General features: G+C 68.1%; 24 protein-coding genes and 3 pseudogenes. 12 read left to right on the top strand and 15 right to left on the bottom strand.

All coding sequences use genetic code 11. The annotated features are described in order from the left end of the window. Positions 1-48: 48 nt before the first annotated feature. From OG905_RS01305 to OG905_RS01315, 3 genes are read right to left on the bottom strand one after another with little or no spacing between them, the layout of a single operon-like run. A complete protein-coding gene (locus OG905_RS01305) occupies positions 49-1086 on the bottom strand; it encodes an ABC transporter permease (protein WP_328665660.1) in 1038 nt (345 codons plus the stop codon). Then, a complete protein-coding gene (locus tag OG905_RS01310; RefSeq protein ID WP_328665662.1) occupies positions 1083-2075 on the bottom strand; it encodes a Gfo/Idh/MocA family protein in 993 nt (330 codons plus the stop codon). Before OG905_RS01310 ends, OG905_RS01305 begins: the two co-directional genes overlap by 4 nt. After that, positions 2072-3043: a Gfo/Idh/MocA family protein gene (locus tag OG905_RS01315; RefSeq protein ID WP_328665663.1), complete on the bottom strand. Its 972-nt coding sequence runs from the start codon at positions 3041-3043 to the stop codon at positions 2072-2074. Before OG905_RS01315 ends, OG905_RS01310 begins: the two co-directional genes overlap by 4 nt. A gap of 1347 nt (positions 3044-4390) precedes the next feature. On the opposite strand from OG905_RS01315, the gene OG905_RS01320 reads away from it, so the two are divergent. Both OG905_RS01320 and OG905_RS01325 read left to right on the top strand, forming a co-directional pair. Next, the gene (locus OG905_RS01320) at positions 4391-4591 is read left to right on the top strand and encodes a type II toxin-antitoxin system VapB family antitoxin (RefSeq protein WP_086800714.1); all 201 of its coding nucleotides are present in this window, start codon (positions 4391-4393) and stop codon (positions 4589-4591) included. A gap of 126 nt (positions 4592-4717) precedes the next feature. Further along, positions 4718-5077: pseudogene (locus OG905_RS01325) on the top strand (helix-turn-helix domain-containing protein); the annotation flags it as partial. Between the two features lie 586 nt (positions 5078-5663). Here the strand turns inward: OG905_RS01325 and OG905_RS01330 are convergent. Beyond that, entirely contained in the window at positions 5664-6980 is a 1317-nt protein-coding gene (locus tag OG905_RS01330) for an MFS transporter (RefSeq protein WP_328665672.1), read from the bottom strand. 98 nt (positions 6981-7078) lie between these two features. Here OG905_RS01330 and OG905_RS01335 point away from each other — a divergent pair, with 98 nt between their 5' ends. Continuing rightward, positions 7079-8161: a DUF5937 family protein gene (locus tag OG905_RS01335; protein WP_328665674.1), complete on the top strand. Its 1083-nt coding sequence runs from the start codon at positions 7079-7081 to the stop codon at positions 8159-8161. A 146-nt stretch (positions 8162-8307) separates the two neighbouring features. Here the strand turns inward: OG905_RS01335 and OG905_RS01340 are convergent, their stop codons facing one another. Both OG905_RS01340 and OG905_RS01345 read right to left on the bottom strand, forming a co-directional pair. Beyond that, positions 8308-8757 (bottom strand): hypothetical protein, encoded by a 450-nt coding sequence (locus tag OG905_RS01340; RefSeq protein WP_328665676.1) that lies wholly within the window; start codon positions 8755-8757, stop codon positions 8308-8310. A gap of 81 nt (positions 8758-8838) precedes the next feature. After that, entirely contained in the window at positions 8839-9096 is a 258-nt protein-coding gene (locus OG905_RS01345) for a helix-turn-helix domain-containing protein (RefSeq protein WP_443044049.1), read from the bottom strand. Positions 9097-9373: 277 nt separating this feature from the next. On the opposite strand from OG905_RS01345, the gene OG905_RS01350 reads away from it, so the two are divergent. Then, complete coding sequence (locus OG905_RS01350) at positions 9374-9694, top strand: hypothetical protein (RefSeq protein WP_328665680.1); 321 nt, start codon at positions 9374-9376, stop codon at positions 9692-9694. A 15-nt stretch (positions 9695-9709) separates the two neighbouring features. Here OG905_RS01350 and OG905_RS01355 read toward each other — a convergent pair. Continuing rightward, a protein-coding gene (locus tag OG905_RS01355; protein WP_443043875.1) for an IS5 family transposase occupies positions 9710-10641 on the bottom strand; the annotation gives its coding sequence in 2 pieces (ribosomal slippage) (positions 9710-10206 and positions 10206-10641; 933 coding nt in all). A gap of 249 nt (positions 10642-10890) precedes the next feature. Between OG905_RS01355 and OG905_RS01360 the strand changes: the two genes are divergently transcribed. The 6 genes and pseudogenes from OG905_RS01360 (at position 10891) to OG905_RS01380 (ending at position 15303) form a co-directional block, all read left to right on the top strand. Then, positions 10891-11922, top strand: a complete 1032-nt coding sequence (locus tag OG905_RS01360) for an FUSC family protein (RefSeq protein WP_328665683.1) — start codon at positions 10891-10893, stop codon at positions 11920-11922. Positions 11923-12098: 176 nt separating this feature from the next. Continuing rightward, positions 12099-12344, top strand: a pseudogene (locus tag OG905_RS38985) (transposase); the annotation flags it as partial. Positions 12345-12503: 159 nt separating this feature from the next. After that, the gene (locus OG905_RS01365) at positions 12504-12989 is read left to right on the top strand and encodes a DUF2975 domain-containing protein (protein ID WP_328665686.1); all 486 of its coding nucleotides are present in this window, start codon (positions 12504-12506) and stop codon (positions 12987-12989) included. Further along, a complete protein-coding gene (locus tag OG905_RS01370) occupies positions 12989-13210 on the top strand; it encodes a helix-turn-helix domain-containing protein (RefSeq protein ID WP_010981499.1) in 222 nt (73 codons plus the stop codon). The genes OG905_RS01365 and OG905_RS01370 overlap by 1 nt, the downstream gene beginning before the upstream one ends. Before the next feature lie 393 nt (positions 13211-13603). Beyond that, the gene (locus tag OG905_RS01375; RefSeq protein ID WP_328665708.1) at positions 13604-14365 is read left to right on the top strand and encodes a thioesterase II family protein; all 762 of its coding nucleotides are present in this window, start codon (positions 13604-13606) and stop codon (positions 14363-14365) included. A gap of 275 nt (positions 14366-14640) precedes the next feature. Further along, entirely contained in the window at positions 14641-15303 is a 663-nt protein-coding gene (locus OG905_RS01380) for a maleylpyruvate isomerase family mycothiol-dependent enzyme (protein WP_328665709.1), read from the top strand. A gap of 332 nt (positions 15304-15635) precedes the next feature. Here the strand turns inward: OG905_RS01380 and OG905_RS01385 are convergent, their stop codons facing one another. Beyond that, complete coding sequence (locus OG905_RS01385) at positions 15636-16124, bottom strand: ester cyclase (protein ID WP_328665710.1); 489 nt, start codon at positions 16122-16124, stop codon at positions 15636-15638. 210 nt (positions 16125-16334) lie between these two features. On the opposite strand from OG905_RS01385, the gene OG905_RS01390 reads away from it, so the two are divergent. Then, complete coding sequence (locus tag OG905_RS01390) at positions 16335-16607, top strand: hypothetical protein (protein WP_328665711.1); 273 nt, start codon at positions 16335-16337, stop codon at positions 16605-16607. Positions 16608-16970: 363 nt separating this feature from the next. Here OG905_RS01390 and OG905_RS01395 read toward each other — a convergent pair whose 3' ends face one another. From OG905_RS01395 to mmsA, 5 genes are all read right to left on the bottom strand, one after another. After that, entirely contained in the window at positions 16971-17249 is a 279-nt protein-coding gene (locus OG905_RS01395) for a DUF6193 family natural product biosynthesis protein (RefSeq protein ID WP_328681974.1), read from the bottom strand. A gap of 1 nt (position 17250) precedes the next feature. Continuing rightward, a complete protein-coding gene (locus tag OG905_RS01400) occupies positions 17251-18231 on the bottom strand; it encodes an ROK family protein (RefSeq protein WP_328665712.1) in 981 nt (326 codons plus the stop codon). Positions 18232-18319: 88 nt separating this feature from the next. Beyond that, the gene (locus OG905_RS01405; protein ID WP_328665713.1) at positions 18320-19429 is read right to left on the bottom strand and encodes a sugar-binding protein; all 1110 of its coding nucleotides are present in this window, start codon (positions 19427-19429) and stop codon (positions 18320-18322) included. An 80-nt stretch (positions 19430-19509) separates the two neighbouring features. Continuing rightward, complete coding sequence (mmsB, locus tag OG905_RS01410) at positions 19510-20811, bottom strand: multiple monosaccharide ABC transporter permease (RefSeq protein WP_328665715.1); 1302 nt, start codon at positions 20809-20811, stop codon at positions 19510-19512. Then, positions 20808-22355, bottom strand: coding sequence for a multiple monosaccharide ABC transporter ATP-binding protein (gene mmsA, locus OG905_RS01415; RefSeq protein WP_328665718.1), 1548 nt, complete (start codon positions 22353-22355; stop codon positions 20808-20810). Before mmsA ends, mmsB begins: the two co-directional genes overlap by 4 nt. 245 nt (positions 22356-22600) lie before the next feature. Here mmsA and OG905_RS01420 point away from each other — a divergent pair, with 245 nt between their 5' ends. Beyond that, positions 22601-23815 (top strand): ROK family transcriptional regulator, encoded by a 1215-nt coding sequence (locus OG905_RS01420; protein WP_328665720.1) that lies wholly within the window; start codon positions 22601-22603, stop codon positions 23813-23815. Positions 23816-23947: 132 nt separating this feature from the next. Here the strand turns inward: OG905_RS01420 and OG905_RS01425 are convergent. Continuing rightward, positions 23948-25157 (bottom strand): annotated as a pseudogene (locus OG905_RS01425) (RNA-guided endonuclease InsQ/TnpB family protein); the annotation flags it as partial. Next, on the bottom strand, positions 25141-25605 hold the full coding sequence (gene tnpA, locus OG905_RS01430; RefSeq protein ID WP_328681976.1) for an IS200/IS605 family transposase: 465 nt from the start codon (positions 25603-25605) through the stop codon (positions 25141-25143). The pseudogene OG905_RS01425 and the gene tnpA, both read right to left, overlap by 17 nt. Positions 25606-25701: the final 96 nt, after the last annotated feature.

Here is a 25701-nt window from a genome sequence, read left to right on the forward strand (position 1 = left end):
TGCGTGTCCTCAGCGCGTGCGCGGCGCAGCGGACGTACCAGTCGGCGGTCAGGTCGAAGCCGACGGGGTCAGTGGGGTGGTGGTGGGCGCGCCGGGCGCGGCAGAGGTCGGGGAGTTCCTGCTGCCGCGCCGCCGCCCAGCGCCGTTGTGGAGCCGGCTGTAGCGGTCGATGACGACGGCCATGAGGATCACCAGTCCGGTGACGGTGGGCTTCCAGTAGGGCGAGACGTTGAGCTGGTTGAGGCCGTTGGAGATGACGCCGAGGAGGAGGGTCGCGGCGAGGACGTCCTCGATGCGCCCCACGCCGCCGGTCAAGGCGATGCCGCCGACCACGCAGATGGCGATGGCCTCCAGGGGCCAGTCGGCCGCGGCCGAGGGCTGCCCGACCATCGTCTGGCCGAGGAGCAGCAGGCCCGCGCCTGCGGCCATCAGGCCTCCCATGGCGAAGGCGAAGATCTGTACGCGCTGTACGGGGACGCCCGACAGGTGGCTGGCCTCGGCGTTGCCGCCGACGCTGTAGATGTAGTGCCCGTACTTGGTGCGGGTCAGCAGGAACCACACCGCAAGCAGGCAGCACATGAAGACGGCGAAGATCACCGGGATACCGGCGACCCGCGCGTTGGCAGCGCTCTCCAGCACGGGCGTCACACCCTGCTTTGACTCGGCGCCGGTGGCGACGAATAGCAGGCCGGAGACGATGCTGGCCATGGCGAAGGTGGCGACGAAGGCGTTGATACGGATCTTCGCGATCAGGATGCCGTTGGCGACACCGACCGCGAGGCCCGCGGCGAGGCCGGCGCCGATGGTCACGATGGCGCCGTGGCCGCGGCTGGCGACGACTGCCCCTACGACCGCTGTGGTGGCTCCGACGGCTCCGACGGACAGGTCGAAGCCGCCGGAGATCATCATGACAGCCATGCCGCAGGCGACGATGCCGATGATGGCGTTCTGCTCCAGGATGTTTTCCAGGTTGACCGAGGAGCGGAACGTGGGGGATACGGCCATCAGGATGCTGGTGACGAGTGCGAACACCAGCCAGAGACCAAAGCGCCTCAACAGGCCGCTCCTGTTTGCGCTGCTCTTCATGCCGACCCGTCCTTCTGATCCGTAATGTCGACGACTGTTCCGTACTGGGCTGATGTCAGGGCGGCGAGCGCGACCTGGGTGGCCTTCCAGCCGTCCTCCATCGGGACGGGGGGTGCCGAGCCGAGCCGGATCGCGGTGAGCCAGTCGTCAAGAAGCTCTGCGTCCATGCTTCGGCCGTACGGCAACTGGGTGACGGCGCCGCCCTCGTCGACGAGCAAGCCATGGCGCGCGAAGGCGTCGATCGAGAGCCGGCCGTTCTCGAACCACAGGGTCATCACCAGGTCGTTGGCCCCCGGCATGCCGACAGGACGTGACCAGCTCGGGTCGATGCTTGCCCAGGCGCCGTCAGTTGTCGTGACGACGACCTGCCCCGCGTCCTCCACGTCACCGACCCGGCTGAATCTGCCGGCCTCCGCGTAGACGGTCCGGTACTCACACCCGGTCAGCCAGCGCAGAGCGTCGGCCAGATGCACCACATGGTCGATGAGGGCGCCGCCGCCCGACTCGCTGCGGGTGCCGAAGAACCCACCGGGGAAGGCGGCGTGATTGGTTCCGCTCATGGCGACGAGGGCACCGAGCGATCCGTTCTCGATCGCCGCCTTCGCCTGCCGTACGGGCTGGGCGTAGCGCACCGGAAAAGCCACCGAAAGCCAGGCGCCGGAACTCAGGATGGACTTGGCGGCCTCGGCCGACGTGCCGAGGGGCTTCTCACAGAGCACGGGGACACCGGCGGTGGCGGCCACGGCCACGTGCTCGGGGTAGGTCACGTGCTCGCCGGTGATGATGACCGCGTCGACCATGGCGCACAGGGCCTCGGGAGTCGAGGCGACGGTCAAATCGTGGGCGGCGTGGGCGGCGGCGAAGGCGTCCGCGCGGGCACGGTCGGGGTCGAAGACAGCCACGGAGCACCCCTGCTGAGAGAGGCTCAGCTCTTCGCAGTAGGTGGCAGCATGCACATGCGCGCATCCGAGGAAACCGATCTTGATCACGCCAGGGCTCCTTCCAGGGCGATGGGGCGACCGGTGTCGATGCTGCGCTGGGCAGCCTCGATGACCTTGACGGCGTCGCAGGCGTCGGCGACGGTGGCGCGCGGCGGCGGCCCGCCGCGGAACCAGTCGATCGCCGCCCGCAACTCGCTCACATAGGGGTCGTCGCTCGCCGATGCTGGGGGGAGATACGTCTGCGCATCGCTGCGTGCGGACGCAAATCCTGCGCTTCCGGAACCGTCCGCCTGGTAGAGGCCCCGGGTGCCGGCAACCTCGAGGCGGGTGGTGAAGGATTCCTCCCGCCAGCTCGCGTCGATGTACGAGATGGTGCCGGCGGCATGACGGATGGTGAGAGCGACGACGGGGCAATCCGGGCCACCTGCTGATACCGCGTACACACGGGCGGCAGGACCGAAGGTCCACAGGCACCAGTCGACGTCGTGGACCGCCATGTCGAGCAGCACACCGCCGCTCCTGGCCACGTCGCCGTACCACTTGCCAACGCCTGCCGGAGCGGTGTTCAACCGGGCCAGGCGGGCCACGGACGGAGTGCCCAGGACGCCGTCCCGGACCAGGTCACGAATCGCGGCGTACTCGGGGAAGTACCGCACGACGTGGCCTACGGCCAGCTTCACCCCATGGGCGGAGGCAGTGTCGCGAACCAGGCGCGCCTCGGCAGGCGTCCGCGCAAGCGGCTTCTCGACGAACACCGACAGCCCGGCTTCGATCGCAAGGAGTGCATAGTGGGCGTGCGTATCTGTCGGTGTCGCGATGATGACCGCGTCGACACGCCCAGGGTCGAGGACTTCCGCAACGCCCACCGTGTCGGCACCTGTGGAGCGGATGGCTTCCAGTGCGGCGGGCGAGACCTGCTCCGAAGCGACAGCCACCAGCCGGCAGTCCGGCACCGCCTCAAGGTTCACCGCGTGGAGGGCGCCCAGGGCGCCCGCGCCGATGAGACCTATTCGCATTTCCAACACTCGTGCCTTTCTCAGATCCTCGGGGACTGCCCAGCGGCCTTGAGCGGCGGCCCCGTTGCGGCAAGGGCCCCGCGCCTTCCCGAGCGGTATTACCCGGCCGTTTTCGCTGCTGGTAGCGTCTGGTCATAACCAGTTGAGAGAGAGCATGAGTCAAGGGTCAGGGGATGTCAACCGCCGGACCAAGAGAAAAACGAGCAGCGCTGAGCCGATCACGCCACTTCAGATGAGCCTCAAGAGTGGGGGCGAGTTGGGGCAGAAGCCGGCAGTGGCGGCGCCAAGCCCTGGGGAGCGCAGGTCAGGACCGCTGAGGCGAGCCCGAGTACTCGAACGCACGACTCGGCGTATTCGTCCTGCCGTGAGGGGTGCCATCAGGTAAGCCCACACCGCCGCGCCGGTCCGCCCGATCACCGGGGCGCAGGAGCGGCAGAATCCCAGCCCTGCGTCGGCCCCCAACGGGGAGATCACCATCGATGGTGTCCGCCTCCAGGCCAGAACCCGCCGAAGGGTCGCCCGCACCGGATCCAGCAACAGCAGGGGTCGCTCGGTTGAATTCGCTCGCGTATCGCCTCGAAGTGAGCAGGGGCAGCCCGTTCGGCCAGCAGATTCGTCAGCCAAGCTTCGTCCTGCTGGCAGAGACCGAAGGGGATCGGAAAGACGCGGCCCAGCGGACCAGTGCGAGCTGCCGGTCCATCAAGGCGTTGTCCAGGTCAAAGAGCCCCAGAGGCTGCACGCACCGATCTGGTCAGCGCCGGCCCTGTGTCCTCGGAGATCGCCAAGTACTGGGGGTGGTGCGGGCACGACGGTGATGGCGTTCGACCGGATCACCTACAGCGGCAAGCAGCCGATCGAGCACGCCTACTCGTGGTTCCGCGCCGATCGCTACAAGCTGCATGTGACGCTCGCTCGCAGGGGGCCGCACCGCTTCCCGGACCACCGGGTTGCGCTTCTTAGCTGCCGACGCTACGGTCAGTGGTTATAACTGGTACTGACCTGGTACTCACCAATGTCCACCCGCGAAGGCACCGAGCGTCACCGCTCTATGCGTAGGCATCAACGCCGTGTTCGCCGAAGGCATCCGCCCGGCGCCCAAGCGACCGCCACCCCGAGATGCGCCGGACCGTCCCCCGCTCTGATGCGAGGCGTCAGTCGCCAGGCAACGTTTAGACATCACGGTCCAGCATTCGAACAGCACCGCCAGGCTCACAACTCCTCGCGGCACCGTTAACAAGGAATTAGGCAACGTTCGCCCTGTTGTTGTCCCGTGCCATTGAACCGCAGCGGGAACGAGTCGCTGCTGTGCGGCTGCTAGAGTCCCGGACCGATGAAGGGGGGCTGCTCGTGGCCAAGGTCAACATCAGTCTCGATGCCGAACTGGTGGTGGAAGTGATGGTCCTGGCCGGGGTCGGCTCGCCCCAGGACGCCGTCGAAGCGGTCGTGCGTGACTACATCGCCCGGGGACACCGAACCGAGGCACGCACCGAGCTCAAAGACCAGAGCCTGCGCGAGGTCGAGGTCAAACCGCAGGAGCCTCAAGGCTGACCACTGTGATCGCGTGACGTCGCTCCTGCTCCGTTGGCACGCGTCCAAGGCTCGAGGACCGGGCAGTTGCAAGTGACGAGCCTCTCGGGATCCCGTTCCGGGAGGCATGGCCACCAGACTGTGCGAGTGACGATTCGAGTACGCGTCCGCGAGATCGACGACAACGAGGGCAGTCGGCTGCTGCGGATGATCCGCAGGGGCACCGGGTCGGTGGTGTCCTGGCGGCGGGCCCAGATGGTGCTGCTGTCCGCGCAGGGCATGCCGGTAGCGAAGATCGCCGAGGTGTCGTTCACCTGCGCCGACCGGGTCCGGGATGTGATCCACAACTTCAACGCGGACGGCTTCGAGTCGCTGTATCCGAAGTACAAGGGTGGCAGGCCGAAGACGTTCACGTTGCCTGAGCGCCGCGAGAAGATCGTGAAGTCCAGGCCCACCGAGCACGACCTGCCGTTCTCGACCTGGAGCCTGACCAAGCTGGCGGACTTCGGCCCAGCCGGCTGTCCACGTCGTGGGTTCGCCCCGCGTCCAATGACAGTGCCGCCATCGCGAGCAGGGTGCGGCACGTCTCGATGCGCTTGCCGCTCGCGGAGAAGTCCTCGATCGCCCGCTGTGCGCTCGGCACAGCCCGCTCGGTTTCCCCGTGCAGGGCGTGGGCTCGCATACGTGCGCGCAGGGCGAAGCCCCGTCGGCCATGGGAGGGAAGCTTTTCGACGCAGTCCTCGGCGAGTGTCGCCGATTGTTCGACCAACGGCTCGTCGCCGCCCATCCCTGGCGGGCGCATGCAGCAGCATGGGGGCCGTGGCGATCCGCTTCCGCAGTCAACACGTCGGTCGACGCCAGCGCGTTCGGACGGCACAGCAGCAGGCCGAGGACCAGACGCTGCTTGATCGGGCCGAGCAGGAGTGTCAGGCCGTCGGCCTCGGCGGAGAGGGGACCGAGGATGGTGAACCGCACCGCTCCCGGCTGCGGTTCACGCCCTGCGGACGGTGAGGCGAACGCCTGGCCAAGGTCGCCGGAAGCCGCCACGTGGCCGTTCCTGCCCCCGCCGCACCGGTGGCGATCCCCGTGCAGCTCACGGTCGGCCCAGGACCGTCGAGGGGTGGTCGGCAGGAGTCCCGCATCGTATGGCGGCAGCTGCCAGCATGGTGGTGCCCGCCAGGACACCCCACAGCAGTCCCGGACCGACCTCGAGTAGCCCGGTGAGTGCCGCGGGCGCCATGGACCGGGCGATGCCGGTGGACAGCTGCCAGCGGGCGAGTGCCCGTCCCAGCAGGTGCGGTGAGGCCGTGGCAATCACCAAAGCGGTGCCACTGCCCGTGTAGAGGATCTCTCCAGCTGTGTAGAGCACCGACACTGCGGCCAATGCCGCTGTGCCCGCATGCCCGCCGAGCGAGCCCGCGGCCCAGAATCCGAGGTAGGACAGGGCGAGCACTACCCCGGAGCCGGCCAGCACCGTTCGCCTCGACCGTCGCGCCAGCCACAGCACCACCGTCACCTGGGTGGCCACAACCATGAAGGTATTGCCCACGAAGATGCCTGCCGACCAGGACGGGGAGGCGTGCAGGTGAGTCAACAGCAGTGCGGGCAAAGCCACTTCGAGTACGTCGTAGCAGAATGCGTATGCCAGATTCGCGATGCCCAGGACGGTGACATGGCCCAGACCGCTGCGGCCATCACTGTCGGAGATGTCCTGGCGCTTGTTCCCCACGGACCCAACGGGCACTCGCATGGACCACACCAGGGCCGCCGCCACGAGGTAGCCCAGTGCCGTTACTACCGCCATGCCCTGCAGTGCGCCGGTGCCGGCGGTCACCGCCACGGTGGCAATCAGCGCGCCCACCCCCAGTCCAGCGTTGCGGAGCGACCTGCCGGCCGCCAGAGCCGCGTCCCGATGCCGGTCATCCGCCAGGGCGGCAACCATCGCCGCGTGGGCGGTCGGCCAGCATTGGTTGCCGATGCCCAGCAGCACCGCCGCCGCGGTGAACCCGAGCGGCCCGGTGGCCGCCAGCAGCACGGCCGTGCCCGCGACCCGGACCAGCAACGTTGCGGCCACCGGGGCAGTGCGGGCGCCGTGGTCGATCCACCGGCCGGTCAGCGGGACCGCCCCCAGACCCGCAAACATGCCGATGGACAGCGCAAGCCCGGCGGTTCCCGCGTCCAGGCGCATCACGCTGATCCCGTACAGCAGCAGGAACGGCCTCAGCAATCCCGCAGCGAGAGCATCTACCGCCAGTGCTGAGGTGTACCGGCCACCACCGGAGACCCGGAGCAGTGCGGCCAGCGTGAGGCCGGTTACGGGCTGCTCGGCGGTCCCCGCGTCCGCAGCCGGATGTCTGCCACTCGCTACCACCCGCCCACTCTCATCGGTCTTGTGCTGTTCAGCGCTCATGGCCGCCACCATGCGTGCCCGCCAGCCGTCGGACCCGACGATTGACCATCAGCGACAATCCACCGGGCCCCGCCCGGCAAGGCTGCAACGATGGGGTGATGAGCGTGACCATTGACATCGCGGGTCTGCCGCCCGAGCGCATCCGCTTCGCCCCCTCACCGCTGGGGGAACTGACCGCGATGCTGCACGTTCTGTCCGAGCCGGGTCACCACCCGGCGCTGAGCGGCTGGGCCGTCGCCACTGCGGCCCTGCTCGAGCCCGAGCTCGCCGACCGGCTGCTGGAAGCGGAAACCCTCTGGCGCTCCGCACGCGCCGACTTCCTCATCCCCGGCCGCCCCGGCCTGACGCTGGCCGACGAACTGGACGCGGTCGACCGGATCGAGGACGAGGCGTACGTTGCCGCCGCGCTCACCTCTCAGCGAGCCTCGGCCCCCATCCACCCGATACCCTCCCCCCTCACGGACCCGGCGGCCAGGAACCTGGCGCTGGACACCGCCCGTGCTCGCGGGCCACAGCAGGCGGCCTTCGCAGAGCTCCTACTCGCGGATCCCCCCGCCGTGCGTGCTTGGGTGCGGCGGCTGTTGCACGACTGCGAGGAGGCTTTCTTCACCGACGCCTGGCAGCGCATCCGTAACCACCTCACCGCCGACGCCCGGCAGAAAACCGACCTCCTGATGCGGCAGGGCCCGGCGAAGGCAATTGCCGCTGTGTCGAGCGCCGTCACCCTCGACGAGACACGGCATCGGATCGTCATTGACAAGCTCCAGGACGTGAGCACCAGCGCTGACGGGGACGGTGTCACCTTCATCCCGAGCATCCACGGCCGGCCCCACCTGACCATCGTCTTCTCACCCGGCTGGCGACCCGTGGTGCAATACCCCGCCGCCGAACCGGGCCTGCCGCATCCAATCCCGCCAGACGTGGTGCAGCGGCGCCTCGAAGCACTCGCACACCCGGTACGGATCCGCCTGTGCCGCACCCTGTCTCGTGGCGGGCACACAACGGGCGAACTGGCGGCATTCTGGCAACTCAGCGCACCGGCGGTATCCCGGCACCTGGCCGTGCTGAAGAAAGCTGGACTGCTGACCACCCGCCGTCGCGGCCGCTACGTACTGTACGAACTCGACCTCGACACCTGCGCCCGCCTCGGGTTCGACCTGCTCGAAGCAGTGCTGCGGTAACGGCTGGCTGCAACAGCGCGCCGAGCGGCTTGCACTCCGGCAGTTGGGATGGGTGGAGGCCAGGTTCGGCGTGTGAGCAAACCAGGCGTCCCCGTCGGGGCCTTCGGGGATCGAGGGCAGCGTGCGTGGCTCATGCGCCGACACCGTCAGGGCATCCGGTGCCGACACGGGGTGGGCCGGTGGTGCGGGCTCCGGCGAAGGCGCCGTGGAGGGCTGCGGTGCCGAGGAGCTCGTGTCGAGGGCCGGAGCGAGCGCGCCCGGTGTTGTGACGGCCGCGGCGGCCTCGGCAGTTGGGGCGGGCACGTCGGTGACTGCGCGGTTGTCACTGACTGGTGCAGGCGCAGTGGTATCTGCCGCGTCCGAGTTGGTGGTGAGCGGTTGCGGGGCGAGGTGGGGGCGATGCGGACGATGTCGGCGAGGCTGAGCCCGGCCGCGGGCGCGATGCGTTCGGCTTTGGCCTTCTCGTAGCCGGCCAGGGCGAAGATCTGCTTGTCCCGCTGCGTCTCGAGCCTGGCAAGCGTGGCTTGTGCCTTCTTGACCTCGTCGCGCAGGGTGCGCAGCTCGGCGAGAGCGGTGGTGTAGGTCTGGGCGTCCATCACAGTCTCTCCGGCGTTGGGTTCAGGCAGGTGCAGGTGGGGAGGCAGCCGCGGGCGTTGCCGCATGGCGAACCCCGCGGATCAGCTACGGTCACGGCGCCGCTCGGCAGACAGCGCCTCACATGCCCTGGTGGGTCCGCCCAGCAAATCCAGCACGGGGAGCCCGAAGTGAAAGGCCAGGGCATCGCAGTCGTCCAGCGTCCAGGCGGTGCGGCCGGCCTGGCGTCGCGAGACCTGCGTCTGCGTCAGCCCCAGAGACTGCGCAACGTCGTGCTGCGAATCCCCTGTTGCTTGCATCAGCGCCGCCACTGTCAACTGCAACGTCTGCCTCACTGTCATCGCCACATTCACACCCTACCAACGTTATGCGATTCTTGTCTCGATGATGCGAAAGCGGCAGACGTTGGGGATTCAGCGCCAGTGCCCCTGCAGGACTGACGGACCGGGCAGTGGCCCAGCGCAGTGTGGTGCCGAAGGAGCCCCAGGACGGGCGCGGGTGATCAAGTAGCCGTCGACGCCGCTGTGTCGTCAGGGCCTCTTTCGAGTGCTGGATGTTCTTTTCCCAACTACCGGCCGTACCCTGCACCACCGGAGTCACTGACACGAGACAGCGGCGGTGACCGGGATCGAAGGGAATCTCCATGACCACAACAGCCATGATCTCAGCCGGGTGCGCGGCAGTCTCAGCATCGGCTCCGAGAGCCGCCTGGAGGCCAAGTTCACCACACGGGACCGGAGCGCCGTCTTCTGGCGCGGTATGTACGTCAACGACGGACTGATCGGTTCGTCGACGTTCAAGCGGCGCGCGGGCGCGGAGTCGACCCCCCAGTGGGGTCGCCGGCCTCCGGAGGCCCAGGACGCCGCCGAGCCCTACCTAGCGGAGCCACGGGACGTCAGCGAGATTCTCACCGCCTCCCGAAAGCCCACACCGGACTAGGCCATGTCTCCCCGATCATGAGCGGAGCCAGATGATGATGGCTGCGAAGGTGACGGTGCCAAGGAAGACGTGACCGCGTTTGTCATAGCGGGTAGCCACGGCGCGGAAGCCTTTGAGCTTGTTGATCGCCCGCTCGACGACGTTGCGTTTCTTGTATCGCTCCTTGTCGAAGCCGGGAGGGCGGCCTCCGCGCGAGCCGAGCTTGACGCGGTTTGCTGCCTGGTCGGCCTTCTCCGGGATCACATGCCGGATGCCCCGTTTCCGCAGGTAGGCCCGCGTTCGCCGGTTGCTGTACGCCTTATCGGCGCTCACGCTGTCGGGTCGGGTGCGCGGGCGCCCGGTGCCGATCCTGTGGACGCGGATCTTGTCCATGACCGGCTCGAACTGGGTGCAGTCAGCCCGCTGCCCGGGTGTGACCAGCAGGGACAGCGGGCGGCACCTGCCGTCGGCACTCAGGTGGACCTTGGTGGTGAACCCGCCGCGGGAGCGGCCCAGGGCCTCGCCTGCCGCACCACCTCCGCCAGGTGGCCGGCCAGGCCCGTCCACGCCGGATCGATCTGGTGTTCCGCCACTGCCGCCCCCTTTGAGGACGCCGGCGGAGGGGCTGTGCGGGCCCCGGCTGCGTGCTGGTGGGCGCGCATCACCGTGGAATCGACCGAGATGGCCCAGTCGATGGTGCTCTTGGCGTCCGCGACGGCCTGGACCTGCTGGAGAAGTCGTTCCCAGGTTCCGTCGGCCGACCACTGCAGGTGTCGCTTATGGACGGTCTTCCACGGGCCGAACCGCTCGGGAAGGTCACGCCACTGCACGCCGGTCCGCACCCGGTGCAGGACCCCGTTGATCACCTGCCGGTGGTCCCGCCATCTGCCACAACGTCTGTTACTCACCGGCAGGAGCGGCTCCAGCCGCTTCCACTCACCGTCGGTCAGATCCCCACGACCAGTCATATCAAGCTAACGAGTCACATGATCGGAGAGGCGTGGCTCGGGGCAGGGCACGTGGCACCCGAAACGATAGATGCTGTGCAGACAAGGAGTCCCTGATGAACGATCTGCGACCGCGCTGACCGCGACCTGCCAGCACCCGGATGCATCAGTGGCGTTCGCCGGCCTGGGACGCCCTGTTGCGTAGGGTGACCGCAGAGCCGGGCAGGCGAGTGAACCGGCCCCGGCCCCGGACGCGAGAAGGGTCGTGCGGTGGGCGAGGCTGAGCAAGGGGACGTTGCGAACGGCGGTAAGCCGGACGCGGCAGCGGGCCCGGCCAAGCAGTCGGGCGCCCGCAGGTGGCTGCACATTCTCGGCGCCGTCGCGGTGGCGATCGTGCTGCCGGTCGCGGTGGCCGGGATCGTCGCCGGGCAACTGGGTGCCCGGGCCGTGTTCCTCGGACTGCTCCTCGGCGTCGTCGGGGCGAAGCTCGGCGGAACCCGTCGCATGCTGTACCTCGCCCCCGCGGCGGGGGTCGCGGTCGGCCTGGGCTCGTTCACCGCCTACGACTGGTGGTGGGTGGCGCTCCTCGCGGTGACCGGTGCCGTCGTGGGGGCGGGGATCGGCTTCGGCTGGCTCCCGCCGCTGCTGATGCTCGCCTTCGCTGCCACATTCGCGGCACCGACGCCGTCCGGCACCGACGCGCTGATCTCCGGCATCATGGCCGCCCTCGGTGTGGGCTACGGCATCGTGATCGCCCACCGCTTCGGCACCGCCCCCGTCATCGAAGGCGACCGCCTGCCCGTCAAGGTGGCCGCCGTGGTGGCGCTCGTGTTCGGCGCCGCACTCGGTGCCGGAGCCGCACTCGGCGTCGGGCTCGGGTGGACCGAGCCCTACTGGGTGCCGGAGCCGATCCTCATCCTCGCGCTGTACATCGTCACAGGAAAACGCGACCGGATCAAAGGCAAGGCCATCGGCACCGCGGTCGGTATCGCCGGCGCCCTGCCCGTGGCGATCCTCGCCCCGTCCGTCTGGGTCACCTCGGCCATCGCCACCGCCGCGTTCATCGCCGCTCTCACTCAGGCCGACAAGTACTGGCTCATGTACGGCCTCTACACCTTCGCCCTCGTCCTCGCACTCGCCTCCCCCGGCCAGGTCGCCGTCGAAGCCGAACACCGCGGCTTCGAAATCCTCGCAGGCATCGCCATCCTCGTCATCGGCCTCGCCGTCGTCCACGCCATCGGCGACCGCCTCCTACGGCAAAGCCCACAACCCGAACTCACAACCGGCAATCACAGCATCTGACGGCCAGCCACACCTCGCTCACTCCTCCCAGGCAGCGGTCACTTTCGCCGCCATCATGGTCCGCTCATGATCGGGGAGACATGGCCTAGCGCGTGTCTTTGAAGGGTTGGTCAGTTGATCGGATGTGCCTGTCCGGTTAGAGGTTGTCTCACGTGGCGTGATGCCCGTGCGGCATGATGCGGGTCGTGGGTGCTGATCTGTCGAAGCGTCTGGTTCCTAATGAACTCTGGGAACTGGCCGCCCCGTTGCCGCCGTCCTTCACCGCTCGTCCGCAGGGTGGCGGGACCGCTCCGTGCGATGAGAGGGCTGTCTTCACGGCGGTGATGTACGTGCTGACCAGCGGACGCGCTTGGCGGCACCTGCCGCCGACATTCAACACGTCCCCCGCGACGGCACATCGTCGGTTCACCGCGTGGACCGAGGCCGGCGTCACGATCAAGACCGTTCGCGCAAGCGCCATGCCATGCGAGGCGGCGGCGTCCCGCCACGGTGCGAAACTGCTGCCCACCCGCCGTCCCAGCCCTTGTTTCACCTATCGAATTTCGATAGATTCCCATCGCAACTCGAGGGAAGGATGGGCCATGGGAAAGCTGACAGTGAGTGCGCTGCGCGCCGTGCTCGTGGTGGTGCTCGCCGGCACCGTGTTCGTACAGGCATTGATGGTGTGGGCGTTGGCCACCGACCCGGAGGACGGGTCGCTCCCGCTGACCCCGCTGCGCGTGATCACGATCCTGGGCATGGCGTCGGTCCAGGTCGCCCTGGTCTGCGTATGGCGGCTGGTGACGATGGTGCGACGCGGAACCGTGTTCTCCCACGCCGCCTTCCGGTATGTGGACGGCGTGATCGGCGCGATCGTGGCGGCTGCCCTCGTGTGGTTCGCGGTCACGGTCATCAATGCGCCGGGCCAGCGGGACGACCCGGGCGTCACCGTCATCATGGGCGGGGTTGGCGTGGCCATCCTGGGGGTCGCGCTCATCGTGCTCGTGCTGCGGATGCTGCTCGCCCAGGCCGTCACGCGCGACGTCGAAGCGGCGCAGATGCAGGCCGAGTTGGACGAGGTGATCTGATGCCGATCGCCGTCGACATCGACGTGATGCTGGCCAGGCGGAAGATGTCCGTGGGCGAACTCGCGGACCGCGTAGGAATCACGCCCGCCAACCTGGCGGTACTCAAGAACGGCCGCGCCAAGGCGGTGCGCTTCGCGACGCTCGCCGCACTCTGCGAGGTGCTCAAGTGCCAGCCGGGCGACCTGCTGCGCTGGGAGGCCGAGGACGCCGCAGGCGGATGACGTGCCCTTCCAAGATCATGGAGTTCTCGACGCCCCGTGATCCGAGTGGAAGACCGTGCCTGCCGACGTATCCCTTGCGAGCGCCGATGTCGGGCAGCCCGTGGACGAGCGAAGGCTGGCCGCTAACCAGGCAATGCGCGACCACGAGGTCTTCGCCAAGCAGTACCAACTGGAGCTGTCGGCACCCCCGCCGTGGTGGAGCCGCCTGGGACGCCCCCGCACACCGCCGTCGCGTCCCAGCGCGGTGGAGCGGGATACCGGTACGGCCAGAAACAGGGCCGCCCGTGGCCGCCCCGCCGCTGGACGGTAGCCTGAGCGCCGCGCCCGCCACCAGCCCGCGCTGCGGTTCCGTACCCCATTGCGCACCACCCTCACCCAGGAGGATGTTCCGCCGTGCACCGCGACCGCAGTATTGCCGCCTGGATCCGGCGCTACCGGCCACGGCCGAACGCCTCGGTGCGGCTGGTCTGTTTCCCGCACGCCGGGGGCTCGGCGGTGGTCTTCCACCCCTGGGCGGCGGCGTTCCACCCGGACGTGGAGATGCTCGCCGTCCAGTATCCGGGCCGGCAAGACCGGCTTGCCGAACCGCGCCTCGAGGACCTCCCGGAGCTGGCCAAGCAGGTGCTGCCGCCGCTGCGGGCCGCGGTCGGCGACAGCCGGTACGCGCTGTTCGGACACAGCATGGGCGCCACCCTCGCATTCGAGGTGGCCCGTCGGCTGGAGGCCGAAAGCGACGCCGGCCCCGAGCTGCTGGTTGCATCGGCTCGTCGGGCCCCGTCCCGACACCGCGCCGTGCTGGTACACCAGCTCGGCGACGCCGATCTGACCACGCACATTGCCGAGCTGAGCGCCACCAACAGCCGTCTGATGGAAGATCCCCGGGCGAGGGCCATGATTCTCCCGACCGTCCGCAGCGATCTGCGGGCGATCGAGACGTACCGCTGCCCACCGGGCCTCGCGCTGCGCACGCCCATCCTGACGATCATCGGAGACAACGACCGCTGGACCACGCTCGAGGAGGCGGAGGCCTGGGCCAGGCACACGCGGGGTGGCTTCGAGCTGCGCGTGTTGCCCGGCGGGCACTTCTATCTGGACGAGCAGGAGGCTCAGGTGCGCCAACTGGTCTCCGCGCGCCTCGGCTGCGACGGGGCGTGATCCCGGCCCGGTGCAGCCGAGGCGCGCGGCTGCGAAGCATCGCCGGTTGATCCGGCGGTACGTTGACGTTTGCGGCACCTGGCACGCTAGCTGCGGGCCCTCGACGCCACCGACCTCGACCTCGGCCCGGGCGACGTCCCGTGGACGTGCCATGAGGCCACCGCGTCATCCGAGGACGCCCCCGGCCCGTGTCACGCGCCCGCTGTGCCCGCTGTGCTGGCAGCGAAAGTCGCGTGCCGGTTGGCGGAGCACGGTGATAGACAGCCGGTGCGGAAATGACTCTGGAGTTCTCCGTTCTGCTGCGGCTGTTCGACGAACGGTCGGTCGCGTTCCGGGCCGCGGTCGCCTCCGCGCCCAGCCTCGACGTGCGGGTGCCGACCTGCCCCGAGTGGACGTTGTTCGATCTGGTGCAACATCTGGGCGGGGTGCACCGCTTCTGGGCCGCCACCGTCGCCACAGGGCTTGCTGACGCTCCCCCCGGCCGAGACCGCGCCGGAGGGCGCCCGGCTGTGCCCCGGGAGCGCGAGGCCCTGCTGGCCTGGTCGGCCGAGTCGACGAAGCAGCTGCTGAGCGCACTGCGCGAGGCCGGCCCGGATCGCGGTCGTTGGACGTGGTGGGGTCCGTCGGAGTCGCCGCAGACCTCTGGTGCCGTCGCCCGGCACCCACTCCAGGAGATCGCGGTGCACACCTACGATGCCCAGATCACCCTGGGCGCCCTGCAGCCGCTGCCGGAGGAGGCGGCACTCGACGGTGTAGAGGAGTTCCTGTCCACTTGCTGCGCGTGGACAACCGCCTGGCCGCACAAGCCCGCTGCCGTCGACTTCCACGCCACCGAGGGCCGCTCCTGGCGCCTCTCGCTCTCCGCCGACGGCGCACGTACCACCCGTCTCCCCACGCCCGGCGCTCGCAGAAGTCGACGCCGGCGCGGAGACGAGTGAATTGACAACGGGGTCGAGGTAGCCGTGGTAGGTGTAGACCGGCTTGCCCGACAGGTTGGACACACAGGCGTTCCCCCTGTCGCGCAAGCGAATTCAGGCTCCATGCCAGCCAGGCAAGCACCTTCGGTCAGCGGTTCGGCACGAAATTGATCCCAGGTCAGGTCCACCCGGACGGTTGCGACGTCAGATCCGTCGGCGACTTCACCGGTCCGTCCGCCACAAGGCATGTGCACACGCTTTCATCAGGCTGCCCCGCCGGCATAGTGGCGCCGGGGCGCCCCCCCTCCGGCGCAGGCGAACACCCTACTTCTGACTCGGCGCCGCCTCCGGAGTCAACCCAGGCGAAGGGCACCGAGCTGGCGCAGCAGCCCGAGTTGGTCCTCAAGTCCCCACCGCGCGGCGATCTTGCCGTCCACGACACGGAACATGGCCATGCCGCTCATGGACACCCGTTTCCCGGTCGCGCGTACTCCGTGGAATTCACCGCTGTGGGTGCCGGTGAAGGTGAAACGCTCAGCGACCGTCTCGCCCTCGGCGACGAGTTCCTCGATGGCGCAAGCGGCATTGGAGAACCCTTTGTGCAACGCCGAGAAGATTTCCCGTACGCCGTCGATTCCCGGTGCTGCACCTGCCACGGTGCTGTTGAACTTCACGTCTTCATGGACGAGCTCGGCCAGCACGTCGAAATTTCCCTTGTTGACCACCTCCTCACTGAAACGACGGATGACACTCTTCGGGGTCTTCCTGGCACTCTCCGCCTCTGCCACGCCACCGCTCATCGATCGCCTTTCCGTTTCGCTCCAGCCGTCAAGAATCGACAAGCAGACTAGGACGGACACCGAGGAACGCCCCGGTCATCGTCGCCCGATTTGCGAATGCCGCCCGACCGGCCTACCAGTCACTGCAGCCTCGTTGCGGCCAAGGCCTCGAAGACGCCCGTACGCCAGCCCCTTGACCCGGCCGACCAGCCCGCCTCACCGCTGAGCCAACCCCTCACGGCGAATCCGGGAGTACGTGCCGCCAGCACAGCGTTGCCCGATCACAACCTGGCCCAGCGTTACGCGCTGCGCAGGCTGGCCATGAGGTTCGCCGCCGGGAAGATAGCTCTCGCCGAACTGGCATCGGACGACGGGTGGGACATGGAGGTCGAGACCGCGGCAGAGCATGCGTTCGTGGCGCTGATCCCGCAATGTGCGTGCTGCATCGAGTACACGCTGGGACTCGACCAGGAGGCGTGGGAGACCCAGCTGCGGATCGCCGCCCTCGCCCTGGCCTCATGCCCCGCGATCGGGCCGGGCAGCTGAGCCAGGACTTGGCCGGCCTCCTCCCCGAGGCGACGTGGACCGCCGCCGCCACGGCCCTCGGCGGCGGCGCACGGCACGCAGAACCTTGCGACTCTCCACCACGAGGCTGCGCAGCGCGGTCACACCCCTCAACGGTCCGCAACGCCTGCGTCAACCGGCAACTACGAGTACTTCCAGTTGGCCGGCACTGGCGAGTCGAGCAGGCTTGCGGGAGGAAGTCGCCCGGTTGGCTGAGGTGTTGGAGGCGGGCGAGATCGAGTTGTACCGGCGGGTGATCGCGCGGGAGGAACTGGTCGAGGCCCCTGGACAACCCGGCGGTCGACCACCTCCGCCTCAGCGTCAATGTCGGACACAGCTTGTCAATTAACCTCGTTGAGTCTGCGACTTCCGCGTTGTGGCCTTGTGGGCTGCGAGCTCTTCTGGCGTTCCGACGAATGCGGGGCCGCGGCCAGCCGGCAGGCGTTCGATCACCATGGCGATGGGGTCCTGCGCTGTGGCAGCAGGTCCCACAGTCTCCGTACGGAGAGGCCCGGATACCCAGAATGCTCCTTCGGCAGCGGGCTGAATGTAAGGGATGTCGTCGCGCGCAAGACGGCGGTCGAGGTCCCGACCGGTCCGCTCAGCCGCTGCCGACGCCAGCACGTTACGGGTGGACAACGGGCAGCCGGGGCATTCCGCGCCCCGAGTGCGACAGTCCGGCTACGGCGGCCGCTCCGATGAGTCCGGCGTCCGTCGCGAGCTTGGCGGGCACGACGGGCAGGTTGCGGGTGAAGTCGAGGACGGCGTAATCGGCGAGGTGGCGCCGCAGGGGCGCAAGCAGTGTGGTGCCGGCCTGGGCGACACCACCGCCGACGACGACGAGGTCGAGTTCAACGAGGGCCGCTGTGGCCGCAATCGCGGCGGCAAGGGCTCGTCCGGCACGGTCATACGCCGCAGCGGCTCGCGGATCCCCGGTGCGGGCGGCGTCCGCAACCGCTGCGGCCGTCGGTTCGACACCGGCGGGCGGCACCCAGCCGGATTCCACAGCATGGGCGGCGATGGCGGTGCCGCTGGCGAACCGCTCCACACAGCCGCGCGCCCCGCACGGGCACTCGGGCCCTCCGATGTGGTCGACAGTGATGTGGCCGATGTGCCCGGCGTTGCCCGACAGGCCGGCATACAACGCCCCGTTGAGGATCAAGCCGCCGCCGATGCCGGTGGAGACCACCATGCCCAGGGCGTTGTCCACTCCCCTGGCGGCGCCCTTCCAATGCTCACCTGCGGCCATCGCGACCGCGTCTCCCACAACAACGGGCTCGACGCCGCGTGGGACGCGGGGATGCGCGCGTACCCGGTCGACCAGTGGGAAGGCGCGCCAGGCCGGAATATTGACCGGGCTGACCGTCCCGGCCACGGTGTCGACCGGGCCCGCGCTGCCGATGCCCAGGCAGGAGAGCGACTTCCACCCCGGGTGAACGGCCAGGTCGTCCAGGACCGCCGCGACCGCGGCCATCATCTCCTCGGCCGTGCCGTGGGCCGGCGTGGCGCACTGCGACCGGGCCACCAGGTGGCCGTCGGTGTCGACGAGCCCACCGGCGATCTTGGTACCACCGATGTCGAGTGCTCCGTACACGAGACCGTCCATTCCATCTCTCGGGACTTCCTGCAGGCCTGACCACGTGCCATCCCGCTACGTCGCGCGCCCCGGGGCGCGCGACGTAGCAGTCACTGGGTTACTTGGTGAGCGGGGACAGCTTGGGGTCGTTGGCATAGGCCTCGGCCGCGTTCTCCTTGGTCACGATGACCGGCGGGAGGAGGTAAGCAGGGACGACCTTGGAGCCGTTGCTGTACGACTTGGTGTCGTTGATCTGCGGCTTGTCGCCCTTCTGCAGGGACTTGACCATGTTGATGGTCTCGGCGACGAGCTTTCGCGTGTCCTTGTTGATGGTGGAGTACTGCGCGCCGGCCATGATCGACTTCACCGACTCGACTTCGGAGTCCTGACCGGTGACGACCGGGACCGGCTTGCCGGCGCCTTTCACTGAGGTGAGGATCGCGCGGGCGAGGGTGTCGTTCGGCGACAGGACGCCGTCGAGCTTCTTGGCGCCGTTGTAGGTCGAGGTCAGCAGGGAGTCCATGCGCTGCTGGGCGTTCTCGGCCTTCCAGCCCTGGATCGCGGTCTGCTTGATGTCCTTCTGACCGGACCCGACAACGATGTCACCCTTGTCGATCATAGGCTTGAGGACATCCATCGCGCCGTCGAAGAAGACCTTCGAGTTGTTGTCGTCCGGCGAGCCGGAGAACAGCTCGATCGTCCACGGGCCCTTCGGCTTCTGGGCCTTCATACCGTCGAGGAGAGCCTGCCCCTGCAGCTGGCCGACCTTGAAGTTGTCGAACGCGATGTAGTAGTCGACGTCGGGCGTGTTGGTGATGAGACGGTCGTAGGCGATGACCGTCGCGCCGGCCTGCTTGGCCTGTGCCACCTGTGTGGCGAGCTGCGAGGCGTCGGTCGCGCCGACGACGATCACCTTGGCCCCCTTGGTGACCATGGCGGAGATCTGCGACTGCTGGTCCGCGACGGTGGTCGAGGCACCCGCGTACTGCACGTCGGCCTTGAAGCCCGCCTCCTTGAGGCCGTTGGTGAACAGGTCGCCGGCGAGCACCCAGTTCTCCGAGGTCTTCGCCGGCAGCGCGACACCGACGAGGGAGTCCTGCGCGAAGCCCTTGGCGCCGCTGCTGCCGGTACCGGTGGAGCCTTCGCGTTCGTTGGAGCAAGCCGTGCCCATGATGAGCAGTGTGGCGGCGCCGACCGTGGCGATGCCTCTGGTGATGAATGTGCGCATGGTGAGTTGAGCCCTTCGTGCAGGTTGCTGTTGCCGGGAGTGGTGTTCCGCGGGCGCCGGCCCGCGAGTAGGTGGTGCGGTCAGCCTGCGACCAGCGTTTTGTCGGAGTCGGAGTCGGAGTCGGAAGCCGGGTTCGCCGTTCCGACCGGTTCCTCCCGTCGGAAGGGGCGCATCAGCGACCCGATGATCGAGAAGCGGCCCTGGCGCTTGTTGTAGACGTCGAACGCGACGGCGAAGAGGAGGACCAACCCCTTGATGATCTGGACCATGTCGGAGCCGACGCCTTCCAACTGCAGGCCGTTGTTGAGAAGCGCCATGACCAGGCCCCCGACGATCGAGCCGCTGATGGTGCCGAGCCCGCCGGAAACCGCCGCGCCACCGATGAAGACTGCCGCGATGGCGTCGAGTTCCCAGCTCAGGCCATCCTGCGGGCCGGATGCCGCGGACCGCGCCACGAAGATCATGCCGGCCAGGGCGGCCAGTACGGACATGTTCATCATGACGACGAAGTTGACCCGCCTCAGTTTCACGCCGGAAAGCTCCGCCGCGCGGGCGTTGCCGCCGACGGCGTAGATGTGCCGGCCGCCGATGGTGTTGCGGGTGTAGTACGAGTACACGAGCACCAGGACGATCAGGATGATGCCGGAGATCGGCAGGCTGGTGCCGATGCGGCCGCCCGCGAAGCGCAGCGTCGCGAAGACGATCACTCCCAGCATCACCGTGAGGCGGATGCCCGTGATCCACAGTGGAGCCACGTCGGCGTGCATTTCGCGGCGGGTCTGCTGCGCCTTCCACTCGCGCCACGCCACGCCCGCGCAGGCCGCCAATCCGAGCAGCAGGGTCAGGTTGTTGTATCCGGTGTCCGGCCCGACCTCGGGCAGGAAACCCGCTCCGATCTCGCGGAAGTTCTCGGGGACCGGCACCGTGTCGGCGTTGCCGATGTACTGGTTGCCGCCGCGGAACAGCATCATCCCGGCCAGGGTGACGATGAACGCCGGCACGCCCACGTAGGCGACCCAGAAGCCCTGCCAAGCCCCGATCAACGCACCGACGAGGAGGCCGAGTGCGATGCCGAGGGGCCACGGGAGGGAGTACGCCTCCATCGCCTTGGCGACCACGATGCCGGTGAACGCCGCGACCGAGCCGACCGAGAGATCGATGTGCCCGGCGACGATCACCATGAGCATGCCGATGGCGAGAATCAGGATGTAGGAGTACTGGCTGACGACCGCGATGAGGTTGCCGGAGGTCAGGGTCAGCCCGCCGGTCCAGATCTGGAACAGCAGGACGATCGCCACAAGGGTGAAGATCATGCCGAACTGGCGGGCGTTGGAGGTCGTGCCTCCGAAGAGGTTCTTCTGCAGGTCTTTGATTCGGCTCATGAGGTCGGGCTCTTCTTCATCGCGGTCATCTGCTTCATCAGCACTTCGGGGTCGGCGTCGCGGCGCGGGACTTCGCCAGTGATGGTGCCTTCGAACGCCGTGTAGATGCGGTCGCACAGCCCGATGAGTTCGGGAAGCTCCGAGGAGATGACGATGACGCCCTTCCCCTGGCCCACGAGCCGCTGGATGATCCCGTAGATCTCGTACTTGGCACCCACGTCGATGCCGCGGGTCGGCTCGTCGAGGATCAGCAGGTCCGGGTCGGTGAACATCCACTTCGCCAGGACGACCTTCTGCTGGTTGCCGCCGGAGAGCTTGACGACGCCCTCGTCGACGCTGGGCGTCTTGATCCTCAAGCTCGCGCGGTATTCCTCGGCGATGCGGTACTCACGCACCGGATCGATGACCCCGCGCCTGGCGATCTTCGACAGTTTGGCAGCCACCATCGAGGTCTTGATGTCGTCCAGCAAGTTGAGGCCGATGGACTTGCGGTCCTCGCTGACGTAGGCGAGGCCGTGGCGGATGGCGTCCGCCACCGACTTCAGCCGGATCTCCTCGCCGTCCTTGAAGACTCGGCCGGACAGGTAGGTGCCGTAGGAGCGCCCGAACAGACTCATCGCGAGTTCCGTGCGCCCAGCGCCCATGAGGCCGGCGAAACCGACGATCTCACCGCGCCGGACATGGAAGGTCGACCCCTTGCACACCAGCCGTTGGTCGGAACTCGGGTGCTGCACTGTCCAGTCACGGACCTCGAAGAAGACCTCGCCGATGTCGGGCGTGTGGTCGGGAAACCGACTGCTGAGCTCGCGGCCGACCATGCCACGCACGATGCGGTCCTCGTTGACGCCGTCCGCCTTGACGTCCAGAGTCTCGATGGTGCGGCCGTCGCGCAGGATCGTGATGCTGTCGGCGATCGCCTCGATCTCGTTGAGCTTGTGCGAGATGATGATCGAGGTGATGCCCCGCTCCCTGAAGCCGCGCAGCAGGTCGAGCAGGTGCCGGGAGTCGTCCTCGTTGAGAGCCGCGGTCGGCTCGTCGAGGATGAGCAGCTTCACGTCCTTCGCGAACGCCTTGGCGATCTCCACGAGTTGCTGCTTGCCGACGCCGATGTCCTTGACCAGCCTGTCGGGATCCTCCCGGAGCCCGACCTGTGCCATCAGCTCCAGCGCCCGGCTCTGGCAGGCCTTCCAGTCGATCCCGCCCCGCCTGCGGGGTTCGTTGCCGAGGAAGATGTTCTCGGCGATCGACATGCCCGGCACCAGGGCAAGCTCCTGGTGGATGATGACGATCCCGGCCCGTTCACTGGCCCGGATGTCATGGAACCGCATCTGCTCGCCGCGGTAGACGATCTCGCCCGAGTAGCTGCCGTGCGGGTGAACGCCGCTCAACACCTTCATGAGGGTGGACTTGCCGGCACCGTTCTCCCCGCAGATCGCGTGGATCTCGCCCTCGCGGACGACCAGGTTGACATCGGCGAGCGCTTTGACGCCGGGGAAGGTCTTGTTGATCGACCGCATATCCAGCAGGTTCGGGGCCTCGGTCATGGGCAGGCCTCCGCACTGCTCAGGCCACGCCGAGCACTCGGGGCCGAGCCTTCAGGGATGCGGGGTTTCGTGGACATCAGCTTGCCTCCGATGGCACTGCGCGGTGCCCCGTGTCCGGGGTGCTACGACCGCGTGCCGGGACACTAAATCCATTTGTTTTACTAAGTCAACGGCCTGGCAGTATGTATCCGGGGAAAACCAGAGAGGACCAGTACGTGCGGCAGGCAGGAACGAACCTCCCCAAAGTGGGGCGGTACAACCGAGCGGTGGTCCTGGACCAGATCCAGCTGACCGACGGCATCAGCCGGGTGGAGATCGCCCAGCAGACCGGACTCACCCCGCAGACGGTCTCCGGCATCGTGCGCCGCCTGCTGGACGAGGGCATCGTCCGGGAGGACGGGGCCAGCCGGATCGCCAGCGGCGGAAAGCCCCGCACCACGCTGCGGCTCAACGCGGAGGCGGGCAGTGCGGTCGGACTGCACTTCGACCCGATCCAACTGACCTGCTCCGTGGTCGACCTGCGCGGACGCCCCCTGGTCGTCAAGAAGCGCCCCACCCCGCCCGGCATCGACCCGGCCCACGTGGTGACGGCCATGGCGGAGCTGGTCGCCGAAGTGCTGGACGAAGCAGACGTCCCGCGCGACAAGGTACTCGGCCTGGGCCTCGCCACCCCGGGACCGATCGACCAGGATCTCGGCATGATCGTCACTCCGCCTCAGCTCGCGCACTGGACCCGGGTGCCCATGCAAAGCATGCTGAGCGACGCCACCGGACTGCCCGTGACGCTGGACAACGACGCCACCGCCGCCGCGGTCGGCGAACGCTGGTCCGGCGCAGGCAAGGGCGTGGCGAACTTCGCGTACTTCTTCTTCGGCACCGGCATCGGTGGTGGCCTGATCCTCAACCACCAGGTATTCAGGGGCGGTTCGCTGAACGCCGGAGAATTCGGCCACTCGTCCGTGCTGCCCGACGGGCCGGAATGCTACTGCGGCAACCGCGGCTGCCTGGAGCGCCTCGCCAATCCCCCGGCGATCGTGGCCGAGGTGCATCGCCGACTTGCCGACCGGCATCGAGACGAGAGTGAGCTGTCGCAAGCATTCGACCGAGATCCGGCTTCGGTCGACCATGCCGCGATCCGGCTCGCCGCCGCGGCCGGCGACCCTGTCGCCGCCGCCGTCATCGACGAGGCCGCGGAACGCGTCGCCTCGGTCGCCGTCAGCATCGCCAACTTCCTCGACGTGGATCTCATCGTTCTCGGCGGTCACGGCATCCAGCACGTGGAGTCGCGGTACGTCGACGTCGTCGCCTCGGCGCTGGCAACCAGACCACTGTCCCGCAGCATCCGGGTCGTCGAGGTCAAGGCGTCCCCCCTCGGCACGGACGCCGCCGTGGTGGGCGGTGCCGCCCTCGTACTGCACTCGACGTACTCACCGCAGTTGTCCGCACTTCTCGCTGACTGAACGCAACCTGGGACGCTGAACAGCACTGGGTTCGTTGCCGAGTTCGAATACTGGAGAATCGGGACCTGCGCCAGCGAAGAGGAAGTGACTCCTCCCACGCGTAAACGTGCGGGCTTCTCCTGTCGGTGGCTGGGCCACGTCGGGAAGGACCAGCCCGGCCCTGATAGCGACGTTGAGTGCACCGACCTGGTCGGCGTTGGCGGTGTGGCCGCAACGGGTGCACTCGAACTTCTCTTGCGTGGTGCGGTTCTCGCCGGACACGTGCCCGCATGGGGGGGCATGTGCGGGAGGTGTTGCGGGGGTCCACGGGGATCAGTACGCGACCGGCGCTTTCAGCCTTGTGCGCGAGGATGCCCAGGGACACCCCCCAACCCGCATCGTGAATGCTCTTGTTCAGGCCGGCCTTCGCGGCGGCACCGTTCGGCAGAAACCCGCCGAGCATTTCGGGGTCGGGCTTGGGCCTTGGGGCGCGGACCATGTTCACGATGCGAAGCTGCTCGTGCGCGATCGTGTCGTAGTCGCGGACCAGGGCGAGGGCGGTCTTGTGTGCGTGGTCGGTGCGCTGCCGCTTGACCTTGCGGTGAAGGGCGGCGACTTTTTCCACGGCCCGGCGGTGGCGGGCCGACCGGTTGTCCCGTCTGCGCCTTGGGAACTCCTTGAGGGCGCGCTGGGCATCGGCCAGGGCTACGGCGTTGCGCTTGTGGTGACGCGGGTTTGCGATGTGCTCGCCCTCGGACGTGGTGAGGAAGTGGGCCACGCCCATGTCGATTCCGGTCACTGCGCCCGCCTGGGGCAGGGGCTCGGCCGGGACCTCGTCGCAGGCGAGGATGACGTACCACTGCCGCCCCTCACGCTTGACGCTGACTGTCTTCACGCGGCCCCTGACGGGGCGGTGCTGGTGGACGCGGACGTGTCCGACGCCTTGGAGACGGACGCGGGTGACCGGGTCGTGCGGGGTGGAGTCCCAGCGGCAGCCGTCGCCGTCCTTGGGGAACTCGACCGTGTCGAACCAGTTCACGCCCCGGAACCGGGGGTAGCCGGGGGTGTCCCCGGACTTGACCCGGCGGAAGAACGCGGCGAACGCCTTGTCCAGGCGCCGCAGCGTGGCCTGCTGCGAGGAGAACGACCACCGGCCCTGCCGCTGCGGATCGAACGCCCTGATCTCCTTGAGCTGCGCCGACTGGCTGCCGTACTTGATGTTCGTCTTCGAGACGTGCCGGTAGGCGTCCCGACGTTCCTGTAACGCCCCGTTGTAGAGGGAGCAGTGATCCCGCAGCATCTCACCCAGCGCCCGGCTCTGGCGCACGGTGGGACGGAGAAGGAACTTATACGCGCGGTGCACGCTCGCCCTCCTCCTTCCGCTTGTTGGTCCAGGGGCGTTCCCACTGGGTGTTGATGTACTGCTCGACCGTGTTCGCGCTCACCGCGCCGACCGAGGCCACGAAGAACGACGACGACCACAAGGTCGGCATCTGCGACTTCAAATGCGGGAACTCCTCGCGGAGCACCCGGGAGGTGAAGCCCTTGAACTGGTTCGCGACGTAGGACGCGGACGCCTTCGGTTCGTGCTTGACGAAGAGGTGGACGTGGTCGGGCATCACCTCAAGGGCAATGATCTCCCAGCCCTTCTCGGCTGCCTTCGCCTCGATCAGCTCACGCAGCCGGACAGCGACCGGGCCACCCAGGACCCGCCGGCGGTACTTCGGGCACCACACGACGTGCAGTCCCAGGTCGTACACGCCACCGGAATACCGGCGGACCTTCCGAGTCACAGTCACCACCGCGACCATACGCGTGGCACACATCTAGTGGCTGCGGGTACCGGAAACCGAGATCAACAATGCAGACCCATGAACAAAATCCAGGTCAGAGCAACACCGAGAAGC

The organism is Streptomyces sp. NBC_00322 (genome assembly GCF_036147535.1).
GTDB lineage: Bacteria > Actinomycetota > Actinomycetes > Streptomycetales > Streptomycetaceae > Streptomyces.